The sequence below is a fragment of the Shinella sp. SUS2 genome (assembly GCF_001262505.1).
Lineage (GTDB): Bacteria > Pseudomonadota > Alphaproteobacteria > Rhizobiales > Rhizobiaceae > Shinella.
The window spans coordinates 341,669-354,228 of sequence record NZ_KQ410727.1 but is presented as its reverse complement, the minus strand read 5'-3'; the positions used below and the strand labels follow the sequence as shown (position 1 = coordinate 354,228).

Here is a 12,560-nt window from a genome sequence, read left to right as displayed (position 1 = left end):
TGTCCTTATGCCTGTCCATAGCGACAAAACGACAGATTCATCTCAACCGCTCAAGGCGGCGCTCCTCGGATGCTTACGATCGTGTCGCGCAAATCCTGACTTTCCGCCGAAATCCTCCAACACTGAGAAATCAGCGATTTTCTTGTCGCGATATTCGGCCGCGAGAAGCTCAGCTTCGCGACCGAACTTTGCAACATCACCTAAACCGGGCTACGACTTCTTCAATGCCAATCCGACACCCTTTCAGGAAAAGCGCGTGTCAAAAGCCTTGGTGTAGTCGGTTTCCTGCTTCAGCAACCCCACCCTGACCAATTCGTCGGCGAGCCATTTGTAGCGCTCAGCGGTCAGGCAACCGATGCCCTTATCCAGCGCTTCGCCGCTATCAACGATGCCGTGTTTGTTGATCTTCTCGATGGCATATTCAGTTTGGCCAAAGCGGCGACCATCTTCTCGCGGACGCGCTGCACCGGATCGGCGGCGGAGCGAACCGGAACTGCGCTGGCGAGCTTGAGGACCTTGAGATGGGACATGCTGCGATCCTTTCCGAAACCGTTGAACATGTTCTCGGGATACAGCCATCTGCCAAAAGGGCGAACGAAGCGTTTTCTGAGGTATGTCCGATTTAGCCCTTAGATTGCAGGGCTGATTTGAACATGCCTGAGAAGGGGTGGAAAGCGGTCAGCGACTTTCCAATTGGCTGGCAAAAAACAGCCTTCATTCGGCTTCCATGAAGTCGAACGGCTTTGCAGGGGCGAACTGGTCCGATGCCTCGCCGGCAAGGATACGAGCCATGTCAACCCCGAGATCCAGTTTGCGGACATGCGCGCCTTCAGAGAAGTCGAGTTTCTTCAAATCCACCCAGAAAACGTTGGGTGACGTTGCCGATTCACCATAGAAAAGCATGCTCTTCTGGTCCGCCACCACACGCCAGCGGGTCGTGGAAAGGTTCGGTGCCTCTGGAATGCTTACGCCATAGGGTGCCGAAGCGTTGCGGATCACGCTGAAAACGGCGGCGGCGGCAACCCGGTGATCGTCGCTCTGGGTCACCGTGTTGATATAGAAGCCGGCGCGTACGAAACGGTCTTCGGAGCGCCCGCTGCCGGGAAGGAATTTGAGGGAGTCGACCGCACTCCAGTATTTTTGCAAGGCGAGTTGGTCATCATAAGGCGGATCGTTCGTCACCACCTGATACGCGCGGCCATGATGGATGTTCAGCCTTCCATCGATCCACTCAAGAATGGCGCTGTCGCCGGTGGCGTCGGAGAGCGTCAAATGCAGTGGCGCGAGGCTGCCGGGACGGCCGGGCACTTCGCCGCTCACGACCTGCACAGGATGGGCGCGCGTATATTCAACCGCTTCCGAGACCGTTGCGAATTGATCGAGGTAGAATTGCGCCCAGATCGAGAGCGACATGCGCGACGTCGTTCCGTCGTCCTCCGGAAATTTCGTGGCGTTGAGCCATAGCAGGCTGGCGTTGAGGCCGGCTTCGTTCATGCCGTCGACCGTCGAGATATCGTAGCCGGAAACGGCCAGACTGCCGAACTTCGATGTCCATTCCACCGACCGCGGACCGGCGGCCCCGCTGCGCTTCATACCGCGGGGAAAAACCCAGAAGTTGCTGATCATCGGGTCCTTGAAGTCCATGTTGCGACCCGTCAGAATCCGCCCGTCAGGCCCCTGATAGACGACCCGTGTGCAGGCCTGGGCCTCGGCGGTCAGCAGCGCCGCAGCGGCGGTCAAGGTAACAAGGAAGCGTGTGAACCGAGACATGTTGAACATCATTCCATCCATAAGAAGGCTACGCGAAACCGTTGCCGATCAGAACCGATAGGTCAGGCCGAGAACCGGGCCGCTGAGGCGCGTGTCATAGACGTGACCGCCGCGCTTGTAATCAACGTCGAGTACCTTGTAGCCCACGGAGGCGGATAGGCGATCGCTGAAGACATAATTGACGGTTGCCAGCGCCGACCATGTGAGATCGGAGCCGGCGCCGAATCCGCCGATGTCAGCCTGCGCCTGCACCGACAACTTTTCCGTGATAGGAAGGAAGGCGCGTAGACCGACCAGTGGATCGACCCAGCCGAAGCTTTCGTCGTGATTGACAGACCCTCTCAAGCCGCCAATGCTCCCGGTAAGCGTCACATCGTTCGAGATGTACCAGAAGCGAGCGCCGCCAAGGGCATCCAGAGTGAACTGCGATGTATCGACAACCCGGTACCCGCCCATCATCGTGGCAGTGAACTGCCTCGTGTCAACCTTCGCATCGATGTTGCCGCCCGGCGGGATCACGCCGACACCCGGAATCGTCAATGCAGGCAGGGGCCCGACCCCATGGCCATCCGTCGTATCGACATACATGATGTCGCCCGAAAAGACGAAGCGGTCGTGGCGTCCCCAGATGTTGATGAAGCCGCCGAAATTCAGGTCGTCCATGACGTCGGAGAACGACTTTTCTACGCCGATCGTCGGGCCTCGTTGAAACGGAGAAATGCGCCCGTCGAGGCCGGCCGCCCACAAATAGGGCGTGACCTGCAAGGCCCAATTTTGGGTGTCTACCGGGACTTGCCCTTCCGCCAAGTTGAGAGCAGTGTCCGCACCATACGCGGAATGCGCACCGCAAAGGGATAGGGCAAGGACGACGGCATACCAAGGCGACAGAACCTCGCCGATGCCGGCGACGAACGGTCGCTCTTGAGGAGTGTGGTAGGCTTGATTCCGACCGTTGACCAGATCTTGTAATTTTTTGCCGGATCGAAACAGCATGACGCTCCCCTCTCTTTCCATTCACGTCAACTAAATTACTGATATCAATTAATAAATTGCGATATTTGATACTATGCTCCATACAGATCTCACCAAGTTCACGCAACCCACGACAGATTTGATTCAAGAAACTAGCGATCTGCAGGGGACGCTTTAAGCGTCCTCACCTCCTGCCATGAACGGCAGAAATTAAGGTCGGAAGCGGAAATGCCAATCGCGCAGCGACAGAAGCTCCACCATCCAGCATTCCAAGATCGCCGTCAAAATGGGACATCCCGTCATCGTATTGGAGACAACAGGGCATCCCATGCCACGGGGGAAGGCACGAACGGATGATGGTATGTCAGGGAAACTGTAACCCTAGGTCTTCGCTCGAAAGTCCATGCAGCTATCCGGGAATTCATTACGGAAATCGTCTTCGACAGCGACGACCATTCCGCAATCGTCATCATAGCCAATGGTGTTTCCCATACCGGATTCAGCATGGGCGTTTCAATCGACAGTTCAGAGCACTAGCAGCGTAGTCGCATGGGACGAGAGTTCGCTCCACCGAATTTTCGAAGAGGTCCCTCGCTTGCAGCGATGCACAGCGTGCTTTGCTGAAACACGGTAAGGGGAAAAGAGATCCTTGCAGATTTTCACCACCTGTTAACCATAAACTAACCCTTGGCTAATAGAGTGTTACCATGAGCGTAGACGTGGGAAATAACGCCGTTTTCCAAACACTTAAGCGCGAAGCGCCCGTGTAAACAAAACAGCATTGGACTTTACGTTCGCTTAGGAAATCAAAAAGGGTCGCAGGCCGCAGACATGCCAAAGGTAGAAGCAAGAGATCGCGAGGCAAGGATGCCCCGCCTGTCATGGCCTCTGGCCGGTCTTCTGCTTGCCGGCACCATGCTTGCAGCCACCCCCGCGTTCGCCCAGCAGCGGACCGTAGACGAGACACCCACATTCCAGGAGCCGCTCGACCCCCTCGTCCAGGCAACCGGGAGCGAGACGCCGGACACGACGGCGCTGCCGGGTGCCGAGACCACAGCATCGACCGGAGCGCTGAGCGACCCCGCCCTCACGGGCGATCAGGCCGAGGCGCTTTCCGAAGCCGCAAGCGACAACGACGCCATCCGGCGCACCGCCAGCGAGGGTGAGCGGCTGAACCTGCGGGAAGGCAGCGCCGACGCGACGAGAAGCAATTTCGGCGATCCCTATGAGCCGACCGGCATCCGCGTCGGCACGTTCGTGCTGCGTCCATCGATTACCCAGAGCATCGGCCATGAGCGCACGAAGGCCGGCAGCACGACGCGCCGGACCTATTCGCAGACCGGTTTTCGCGGCTCGCTGACCTCCGACTGGTCCCGCCACCAACTGATCATCAATGCCGAGGGCATCTACCAGCGCAACATCAGCGGCACCGGCGAGACGGAGCCGCAGGCGCGCATCGACAGCGACCTGCGCCTCGACCTCAGCGACGACACCATCGCGAACCTCACCGCCGGCTACAGTTTCGAACGCGAGGATTCCGCCGATCCCAACGCCGTCGACGGTGCCAGCGCCCAGTCCGGCGTGCATGGCTTTACCGCCGGTGCGCGCGTCCAGCGCGATTTCGGCGTGATCCGCGGCACGATCGGCGCCGAGATCGATCGCGAGGTCTACGGGTCGGTAAAACTCGCCAATGGCGGGAAGCTCAGTCTTTCCGATCGGAATTTCACGGAAGGCACGCTGACGGGACGCGTCGGCTTCGAACTATCGCCGGCGCTGATTCCCTATCTCGAGGCTTCGATCGGCCGTTCGATCTATGACGAGAAACGCGATTCACTCGGCTACGAGCGTTCCAGTTCGACGGTGGTCGGTCGTGCCGGCGTGGAAATCGACCTTGGCGAGAAGCTGCGTGGCGATCTCGGTATGGGCTATCGGCGCTCCGCCTTCGACGACAGCCGCCTGAAATCGATCGCTGCCCTCGCGCTCGACGGCACGCTCACCTGGTCGCCGCAGCGTGGCACGGAACTCCGGCTCGGCCTCGCCACGGCGATCGAACCGTCTACCACCGCGGGCGAAAGCGGCTACGTCTCCTATGCCACTACGGCCGAACTGACGCACGAACTGCGCGAAAACCTCGTCGCGCGCCTGAGCGGCGCCTATACGTGGCGGGATTTCCGTTCGTCCGGCAGTGCCGATCAGAATGTCTACCTGGTCGGCACGGGTCTCACCTGGGACCTCAACCGCTGGCTCGCGCTGACCGGCGACGTCTCCTACGAGTTGACGAGCCAGTCGCGCGGCAGCGACACCGGCGTCACGCGCGCCGGCATCGGCCTCGTCCTGCGCCGCTAAAGCCTATTTCAGCTTGGCGACGAGTTCCTTCAGCGGGCCTTCGACAGCCGGGCGGATATCCGCACGGGCCAGCGCGAAGGCGATGTTGGCCAGAATGAAGCCGTCCTTGGCGCCACAGTCATAGGTCTCGCCACGGAAGTGGTAGGCGGCGAACTTCTGGACATCGGCAAGCTTCACCATGGCGTCGGTGAGCTGGATCTCGTTGCCGGCGCCTCGCTCCTGCGTGGAAAGGATCGGGAAGATTTCCGGCTGGAGAATGTAGCGGCCGTTGATGAAGAAGTTGGAGGGCGCAGTGCCCTGCGGGGGCTTCTCGACCATCTTGGTGATGGCAAAACCGTCGCCGATCTTCTCGCCGACGCCGACGATACCGTATTTATGGGACTGCTCCGGCGCGCATTCCTCGACGGCGATGACGTTGGCCCCACTGTGCTCGAAAAGCTCGACCATCCCCTTCAGGCAGCCCTTCTCACCCTTCATGATCATGTCGGGCAGGAGCAGCGCAAAGGGTTCGTTGCCGACCAGCTCGCGGGCACACCAGACAGCATGGCCGAGACCCAGCGGCTCCTGCTGGCGGGTGAAGCTCGTCGAGCCGGCGACCGGCAGGATGCTTTCGAGCAGCGTCAGCTCGGCGGTCTTGTTGCGCTGGCGCAGCGTCTGTTCCAGTTCGACCTGGATGTCGAAATAGTCCTCGATGACCGCCTTGGAACGCCCCGTCACGAAGATCAGGTGCTCGATGCCGGCGTCCAGCGCCTCGTCCACCACATACTGGATGACGGGCTTGTCCACGACGGTCAGCATTTCCTTCGGAACGGCCTTGGTGGCCGGGAGGAAGCGGGTGCCGAGACCGGCCACTGGGAAGACTGCTTTGCGAACCTTGCGTGCCTGCGACATATTCACCTCGTTGCGCCCGTCGCCATCATAGCCGGGACGTATTTGTGCCGAAATAGAAGCCAATTGCTATTTTTTTGCAAAGGAAGACTTTTTTGCGAAGGAAGACGGGGCAAATTTTTGATGGTAAAGAATTTGTTGACTTCGTTTTTATAAGTTTTGCGTTCAGCCGGTGGTTCCACGCCATCGTACCGAAATTTGAGAAACGGACACGACAGCTGATGACACAGAATCTGAAAACCGTTCTGCGCCGATCCGCGCTCACTCTCCTCCTGTCGGCCGGGCTTTTCGCCCAGGCCACCGCAGCCCGCGCGGACGCCCGCTTCCAGAAGTGGATCGCCGACTTCTACGCGACGGCATCGGAAGCCGGTATCAGCAAATCGACCTACCAGAAGGCGTTTTCCGGCGTCAAGACACCCGACCCGGCCGTCCTCGAAAAGGCCGCCTACCAGCCGGAATTCAAGCACAAGATCTGGGACTACCTTGATTCGCGCGTCAACCCGTACACGGTGCGCATCGGCCAGGAAATGGCGGCAAAACACGGCCGCACGCTCGCCGCCCTCGAGCGCCATTTCGGCGTCGACCGCAACATCCTGCTGGCCATCTGGTCGATGGAATCGAACTACGGCGCGGTGCTCGAAAAGGACGACCGGCTGCACTACGTACCACGAGCGCTCGCAACACTCGCCTATGCCGACAAGAAGCGTGCGAAGTTTGCACGCACGCAGCTGATTGCCGCGTTGAAGATCATCCAGCGCGGCGACATTGCAGCCTCCGACATGACCGGCTCCTGGGCCGGCGCCATGGGCCACACCCAGTTCATCCCGACGAGCTATCTGATCTATGCCGTCGACGCTGACGGCAACGGTCACCGCGACATCTGGAATTCGGTGCCGGACGCACTGGCGACCGCCGCAAACCTGCTTGCCAAGAACGGCTGGCAGGCCGGCAAGACCTGGGGTTACGAGATCATCGTACCGACCGGCGGCAGTAAATATTCCGGCCAGACGAAGACGCTTGCCCAATGGGCGAAGCTCGGCTTCACGCGCCCGAACGGCTCCGGTTTCAAGAACGGTGCGGACCGCGCCGAGCTGAAGCTGCCGGCAAACGGCGGGCCGGGCTTCCTGATGACCAAGAACTTCTTCGTTATCAAGCGCTACAACGCATCGGATTCCTACGCGATGGGTGTCGGCATGCTCGCCGACCAGCTCGCCGGCTATAGCGGCGTCAAGCAGCGCTGGCCGCGTCCGGAGGGCACACTCGACATCACGGAAAAATTCGAGCTGCAGACCCGTCTCAAGGAACTTGGCTACTACGACGGCGAAGTGGACGGCAATTTCGGCTCCGGCTCCAAGGCCGCGATCCAAGCCTTCCAGAACCGCATGGGCCTCTCGGCGGATGGCGAGCCGAGCCTGCAAGTGCTGAAGGCCCTGCGCCGCTAGGGCCTGTCGCAGTGAGGCGAAGGCGCCTCGGCCCCGACATGCGATAGTGCTCGAATCCCATAGAGACGAACAGGGGCGCTCCGGCGCCCCTTCTTGTTCGGGCTTTCGCTTGGCCCGCGCATTTGCCATCATGCCGCCACCGGGATCCGGCAAGGTAGCGGTCGAGACGGGAGCCTTCGCGATGAGCACGACAACGACCATGCGGATTGTGCGCCTCGGACTGGCCTTTGTGGCTGGGGCGAGCATCGTGGTGACCGCTCTTCCGGCCGAAGCCCAGCAGCGCAAGGAGCGCAAGACCATCCTGGAGCTGCTCTTCGGCAAACCGAAGCGCGAGGAGTCCGTACCGGAGCGGCAAATCAAGAAGCCGCGCACCGTCAACCGCAAGAAGAAGCAGACGACGACCATCGCGACGAAACCGGAGCCTGCGGCGATCGAGAAGCTGCCGGACGCCAAGGTCGTGCTTGTCGTCGGCGACTTCATTGCCGGAAGCCTCGGCGAAGGCCTCGTCGCCGCCTTCGAATCGACACCCGGCATCATCGTCGAGCGGCGGACCAACGGTTCTTCCGGCATCGTACGCGAGGACTACTACAACTGGCCGGCTTCCCTGCCCGGCCTGATCGCGGAAACGAAGCCCGCCCTCGTCGTGCTCAGCATGGGCGCCAACGACCGGCAGCAGATGGCGGTGGCCGGCGAGAAGGAAAAGTTCCGTTCCGAAGCCTGGACAAAGGAATATGAAGCACGGGTGGAGCGCCTTGCCACGCTCGCCCGCCAGGGCAGCAAGCCGATGATGTGGATCGGCATGCCGGCCTTCCAGTCTTCGGCCATGACGGCCGACATGACGACGCTGAACACCATCTATCGTGCTGGTGTCGAGAAGGCCGGTGGCGAATTCGTCGATATCTGGGACGGCTTCGTCGACGAAAACGGCAAGTTCGTCATTTCCGGCTCCGACATCAACGGTCAGCAGGTGCGCTTGCGCGGCTCCGACGGCATCAACTTCACCAAGGCCGGCAAGCGTAAGCTCGCCTTTTATGTGGAGAAGGAAATCCGCCGCGTGCTGGGCGACGCCGCTGCCGACGGCCCCGGACTGCAGGGCGACCTCAAGGATCTGGTGGTGACCGCACCGGCCGAGGACACCGAAATCACCAAGACCCTGCCGATCAGCCTCTCCGACCCGGCACTCGATGGCGGCACCGCGCTGCTCGGGGGCACGGCGATCAAAGGCAACGGCAAGAGCCTGCGCGAAAAGCTGGTGGAGAAGGGCGAGATCGCCGACGCCCCGCTCGGCCGGGTCGACGATTTCCGCTTGAATAAAATTGCAACGCCTTGATCATAGACGGGTGCTTTGACGGCGCCCTGCCTTCGAGGCTGTTGTACGCCTTTCGTTGCTCGGCAGTCGAATCAGGCCACGATCCGGGGCAACATGATTCGGGCACAGAGACCGGGCTTGCGGTTTTCCAGCACGAAGCTGCCATTCGCCTCCTCGACGAAGCTCTCCGCAATGGCCAGTCCCAATCCCGCGCCTTCGCTTGTCGTGTCGAGACGACCGCCGCGCTTCAGCACGAACTCGATCTCCTCCTCGGGGATGCCCGGCCCGTCATCGACGACTTCGATGACCGCGGCCGCCCCCTCCGCCCGGGCAAAAATACCGACGGTGGTCTTGGCGTAACGCGCGGCATTTTCGGCAAGGCTGCCGAGGATTTCGGCGAGGTCCTCGGCATCGATGCGCAGAATGAGGCCCGGTTCGATTTCCTGCTGCCAGTCGAGGTCACGCCCGGCCGGCGTGCGCGAGACCACGCTGACGACCTGCGAGGCGACGCGGCCGAGATCGCTGCGTGCCGTGTGCCCGCGCTCGGCCTGGCGGGCACGAGCCATCTCGTGATCGACATGGCGCCGCATGCGCAGGATGATCGCCTCGATATCGCGAGCGACGCTCTCCTCGCCCCGCTCGCGCAGGCGCAGCACGTCGCCGGAGAGTATCTGCAACGGTGTCTTGAAACCATGGGCAAGGTCGGCTGCCCGCTCGCGCGCCTTGCGCAACTGGTTCTCCCGCGATTGCAAGAGGGCATCCACCTCGCCGGTGAGCGGCAGGACCTCGTCCGGGAAATCGGTTCCGAGCCGTTCCGCCTTGCCGGCGCGAATGGCCGAAAGGCGCTCCGTCAGCGTCGCCAGCGGACGAAGGCCGACGAAGATCTGCACGAAGCTCGCAGCCAGGAGAAGGACGGCGAGCACCTGCACATAGGGCAGAAGATCTCCCTCGAATTCATCCGTGGCGCGCGAAATATCAGTTCGATCGATGGCGACGGCGACACGCAGGGGCAGCGCCCCGGCCCGCTCGCTGGTCACAACCTCACGCTCGACGAGCAGCAGCGACGCATCCCCCGGCCCCTTGATGGTCGCCGTATGGACACCGCCGGCCGGGATATCCGGCAGGGTTAGCACATCGTCCCAGAGCGAACGGGAGCGCAGCCGCTTCCCATCCCCCTCGATCTGCCAGTAGAGCCCCGAAAGCGGCCGCTCGAACCGCGGATCGACCGGCGGCTTGACGAGGTGGAGCGTGGCGCCCGGCTGTTCGGCAAGACCGGCGATCACCTGGTTGAGATGCAGCATCAACTCCGCGGCGATGCGCCGCTCCACATGCCGCTCGAACAGTGTCGACAGAACGAAGAACGCCGCCACGAGGGCGGCGATGATGGATGCGGCGCCGGCAAGCGCCAGGCGGAGACGCAGCGAACGGCGCGTCACGGAGCAGTCTCGCCCATATAGTAGCCGAAGCCGCGCCGCGTGCCGATGGCAACCGCGCCAAGCTTCTTGCGAAGGCGTGCGACAAGTGCTTCCAGTGCATTGGCATCGCGGGAGAAATCATCGCCGTAGAGATGTTCCTGCAGCTCGGTCGGCGGCACGATGCGGTCGCGGTGATGGCCGAGATAGCTGACGAGGCGATACTCAAGCGGTGTCAGCGATTGCGGCACGCCGTTGACGCTGACGCGCATCGCCCGTGTGTCGATGGTGACGGTTCCGATGGCGATCGTCGCCGCGCCGTGCCCGACGGACCGGCGGATGAGCGCACGGGCACGGGCCAGCAGCTCCTCGAACTGGAAAGGTTTCGGCAGATAGTCGTCGGCGCCGGCATCAATGCCCTCGACACGCTCGGCCCAGCTTCCGCGGGCTGTCAGCACCAGCACCGGCATGTGGCGGCCGTTGGCGCGCCAGCGCTTCAGGAGAGACATGCCATCCATGCTGGGCAGACCGAGATCGAGGATGATGAGGTCATAATCCTCCGTATCTCCCAGGAACCAGGCGTCCTTACCGTCCGAGGCGGTCTCGACGGTATAGCCGGCCCCCGTCAGCACGGCGGAAACATCGGCCGCAATGCGGGCATCGTCCTCGACGAGAAGCAGGCGCATCAGTCGTCGTCGTCCTCTACGATCGCCATCGTCTTGGCATCGAGCTGCAACTCGATGATCTGGCCGGACGGCTGGATGAACTCCAGCTCATATATATAGCGATCGCCTTCACGCTCAAGCTCGACTTCGATGAGATCGCCCTCGACATGCTTGCGGGCTTCCACGATGATCTGCTCGAGCGGACGCACGAGGCCCTGTTCGAGGGCGCGGCGCGCTTCTTCATGCTCTACCGCATCGTCGTCATCGTCCGCTTGCGCGCCCATCGGCGGCACCACGGAAAGGGCGACGAACAGGGCCAGCGCCAGCGGAAAAGGGGTCAATATCTTCTTGATCATGGGCCTACCTATACGCGCATCAAGCTGACAAATCGCTGACAGCGCCTGTCAGGCAAGCAACAGGCGGGCTGTGCCAAACCTCTCCTCACAACGACAGGAAAGGACTTCGCAAATGCGCCCCATCACGACCGGCCTTCTCGCCGCCAGCCTGCTTGCCCTTAGCGTGCCGGCCCTTGCAGAAACCACCACTGCACCCGTTCGCAAGACGCTGGAACAGGTCGCCACGGAACTTTCGGCCAAGGGCTACGTTATCCGCGAGCTCGAAATGGACGACGGCCACTTCGAGGCAAAGATCGTGGATGCAAAAAACGTGATCAGCGAAGCCAGGATCGACAGCTACACCGGTGAGATCCTTCGCCTCGAGCGCGAAGACTGATCCCCGCCCACTCCCCATTCCATTGACCTCCCAAAAGAACAAGGACACTCCTCATGGTTAAGATTATCGGCACCTCTTCCAACAACACGCTCAAGGGCCAGTCGACGGGCGACGACCTCTACGGCAAGGGCGGCAACGACAAGCTCTTCGGCTATGGCGGCAATGACGACCTGGAAGGCGGCACCGGCAACGACTGGCTGCAGGGCGGCACCGGCAATGACGAGCTGACCGGCGGCTCGGGCCGTGACACCTTCGTCTTCTCCGCCGGCCGCGACGAAATCGACGATTTCTCCACGAGCGCCGACAAGATCATCATCGACAGCGCCCTCGGCGTGAAGAGCTTTGCCGAGCTGAAGGCGATCGCCAAGTCCGTCGATAGCGGTGAAGACGTGCGCTTCGACTTCGGCAACGGCAATACGCTGACGCTCGAGGACACCAAGCTGTCGAGCCTCAAGGAAAGCCACTTCTCCTTCAAGGCAGTTGACACCGACGAGCCGAAGGACCCGCGTTCGGGCGATGACGTGCTGAACGGCAACAGCAAGGCCAACACCATCTCCGGCGGCGACGGCAATGACCGCATCTCCGGCCACGGCGGCAACGACAAGCTTTCGGGCGACGCCGGCAACGACAAGATCTGGGGCGGCTCCGGCCATGACGACCTGGAAGGCGGATCGGGCAACGACCAGCTCTTCGGCGGTTCGGGCAATGACGACCTCGAAGGCGGTTCCGGCAACGATCGCCTGGACGGCGGCTCCGGCAACAACGAACTGGAAGGCGGCGCCGGCCGCGACACCTTCGTCTTCAAGACCGGCAAAACCGAAATCGAGGATTTCCAGGCGAATTTCGACACGATCGAAATCTCCAAGAGCCTCGGCGTCTCCAGCTTCGCCGACCTCACGGACATCGCCCGCACGGCCGATGGCGGCAAGGACGTGGTGTTCGACTTCGGCCAGAGCGAACTGCGCCTCGACGACGTCAAGCTCGCCGACCTCTCGGCGTCGGACTTCCTCTTCGTCTGAGGCGG

Annotated in this window: 12 protein-coding genes; 5 read left to right on the top strand and 7 right to left on the bottom strand. The window is 61.7% G+C overall.

The window, feature by feature from the left end; translation table 11 throughout:
- Positions 1-243 precede the first annotated feature (243 nt).
- The 3 genes from AKG11_RS34520 to AKG11_RS10235 form a co-directional block, all read right to left on the bottom strand.
- On the bottom strand, positions 244-579 hold the full coding sequence (locus AKG11_RS34520; protein WP_156334078.1) for a hypothetical protein: 336 nt from the start codon (positions 577-579) through the stop codon (positions 244-246).
- Between the two features lie 135 nt (positions 580-714).
- The gene (locus AKG11_RS10240; protein ID WP_050743805.1) at positions 715-1,782 is read right to left on the bottom strand and encodes a linear amide C-N hydrolase; all 1,068 of its coding nucleotides are present in this window, start codon (positions 1,780-1,782) and stop codon (positions 715-717) included.
- A 36-nt stretch (positions 1,783-1,818) separates the two neighbouring features.
- Positions 1,819-2,763: a hypothetical protein gene (locus AKG11_RS10235; RefSeq protein ID WP_245290259.1), complete on the bottom strand. Its 945-nt coding sequence runs from the start codon at positions 2,761-2,763 to the stop codon at positions 1,819-1,821.
- An 846-nt stretch (positions 2,764-3,609) separates the two neighbouring features.
- Between AKG11_RS10235 and AKG11_RS10230 the strand changes: the two genes are divergently transcribed.
- A complete protein-coding gene (locus tag AKG11_RS10230) occupies positions 3,610-5,088 on the top strand; it encodes an outer membrane beta-barrel protein (RefSeq protein WP_050743803.1) in 1,479 nt (492 codons plus the stop codon).
- Between the two features lie 3 nt (positions 5,089-5,091).
- Here the strand turns inward: AKG11_RS10230 and galU are convergent, their stop codons facing one another.
- The gene (gene galU, locus AKG11_RS10225; protein WP_050743802.1) at positions 5,092-5,979 is read right to left on the bottom strand and encodes a UTP--glucose-1-phosphate uridylyltransferase GalU; all 888 of its coding nucleotides are present in this window, start codon (positions 5,977-5,979) and stop codon (positions 5,092-5,094) included.
- Between the two features lie 218 nt (positions 5,980-6,197).
- Here galU and AKG11_RS10220 point away from each other — a divergent pair, with 218 nt between their 5' ends.
- Together AKG11_RS10220 and AKG11_RS10215 are read left to right on the top strand one after the other, a co-directional pair.
- Positions 6,198-7,418 (top strand): lytic murein transglycosylase, encoded by a 1,221-nt coding sequence (locus tag AKG11_RS10220; RefSeq protein WP_050743801.1) that lies wholly within the window; start codon positions 6,198-6,200, stop codon positions 7,416-7,418.
- Between the two features lie 181 nt (positions 7,419-7,599).
- Positions 7,600-8,748, top strand: a complete 1,149-nt coding sequence (locus tag AKG11_RS10215) for an SGNH/GDSL hydrolase family protein (protein ID WP_050743800.1) — start codon at positions 7,600-7,602, stop codon at positions 8,746-8,748.
- Positions 8,749-8,819: 71 nt separating this feature from the next.
- Here the strand turns inward: AKG11_RS10215 and AKG11_RS10210 are convergent, their stop codons facing one another.
- The 3 genes from AKG11_RS10210 to AKG11_RS10200 are packed head-to-tail and all read right to left on the bottom strand — an operon-like array spanning position 8,820 to position 11,160.
- The gene (locus AKG11_RS10210) at positions 8,820-10,163 is read right to left on the bottom strand and encodes a sensor histidine kinase (RefSeq protein ID WP_050743799.1); all 1,344 of its coding nucleotides are present in this window, start codon (positions 10,161-10,163) and stop codon (positions 8,820-8,822) included.
- Positions 10,160-10,825: a response regulator transcription factor gene (locus tag AKG11_RS10205; RefSeq protein WP_023515673.1), complete on the bottom strand. Its 666-nt coding sequence runs from the start codon at positions 10,823-10,825 to the stop codon at positions 10,160-10,162. The genes AKG11_RS10210 and AKG11_RS10205 overlap by 4 nt, the downstream gene beginning before the upstream one ends.
- Entirely contained in the window at positions 10,825-11,160 is a 336-nt protein-coding gene (locus tag AKG11_RS10200) for a PepSY domain-containing protein (protein ID WP_024271661.1), read from the bottom strand. Before AKG11_RS10200 ends, AKG11_RS10205 begins: the two co-directional genes overlap by 1 nt.
- A gap of 112 nt (positions 11,161-11,272) precedes the next feature.
- Between AKG11_RS10200 and AKG11_RS10195 the strand changes: the two genes are divergently transcribed.
- The gene (locus tag AKG11_RS10195; protein WP_050743798.1) at positions 11,273-11,536 is read left to right on the top strand and encodes a PepSY domain-containing protein; all 264 of its coding nucleotides are present in this window, start codon (positions 11,273-11,275) and stop codon (positions 11,534-11,536) included.
- A 53-nt stretch (positions 11,537-11,589) separates the two neighbouring features.
- Positions 11,590-12,555 (top strand): calcium-binding protein, encoded by a 966-nt coding sequence (locus AKG11_RS10190; RefSeq protein WP_050743797.1) that lies wholly within the window; start codon positions 11,590-11,592, stop codon positions 12,553-12,555.
- Positions 12,556-12,560: the final 5 nt, after the last annotated feature.

Excerpts from the sequence above, each read along its gene's own strand:
- AKG11_RS34520 (WP_156334078.1), bottom strand. The coding sequence starts at position 579 with ATGGCTGTATCCCGAGAACATGTTCAACGGTTTCGGAAAGGATCGCAG.
- AKG11_RS10240 (WP_050743805.1), bottom strand. The coding sequence starts at position 1,782 with ATGATGTTCAACATGTCTCGGTTCACACGCTTCCTTGTTACCTTGACC.
- AKG11_RS10235 (WP_245290259.1), bottom strand. The coding sequence starts at position 2,763 with ATGCTGTTTCGATCCGGCAAAAAATTACAAGATCTGGTCAACGGTCGG.
- AKG11_RS10230 (WP_050743803.1), top strand. The coding sequence starts at position 3,610 with ATGCCCCGCCTGTCATGGCCTCTGGCCGGTCTTCTGCTTGCCGGCACC.
- galU (WP_050743802.1), bottom strand. The coding sequence starts at position 5,979 with ATGTCGCAGGCACGCAAGGTTCGCAAAGCAGTCTTCCCAGTGGCCGGT.
- AKG11_RS10220 (WP_050743801.1), top strand. The coding sequence starts at position 6,198 with ATGACACAGAATCTGAAAACCGTTCTGCGCCGATCCGCGCTCACTCTC.
- AKG11_RS10215 (WP_050743800.1), top strand. The coding sequence starts at position 7,600 with ATGAGCACGACAACGACCATGCGGATTGTGCGCCTCGGACTGGCCTTT.
- AKG11_RS10205 (WP_023515673.1), bottom strand. The coding sequence starts at position 10,825 with ATGCGCCTGCTTCTCGTCGAGGACGATGCCCGCATTGCGGCCGATGTT.
- AKG11_RS10200 (WP_024271661.1), bottom strand. The coding sequence starts at position 11,160 with ATGATCAAGAAGATATTGACCCCTTTTCCGCTGGCGCTGGCCCTGTTC.
- AKG11_RS10195 (WP_050743798.1), top strand. The coding sequence starts at position 11,273 with ATGCGCCCCATCACGACCGGCCTTCTCGCCGCCAGCCTGCTTGCCCTT.
- AKG11_RS10190 (WP_050743797.1), top strand. The coding sequence starts at position 11,590 with ATGGTTAAGATTATCGGCACCTCTTCCAACAACACGCTCAAGGGCCAG.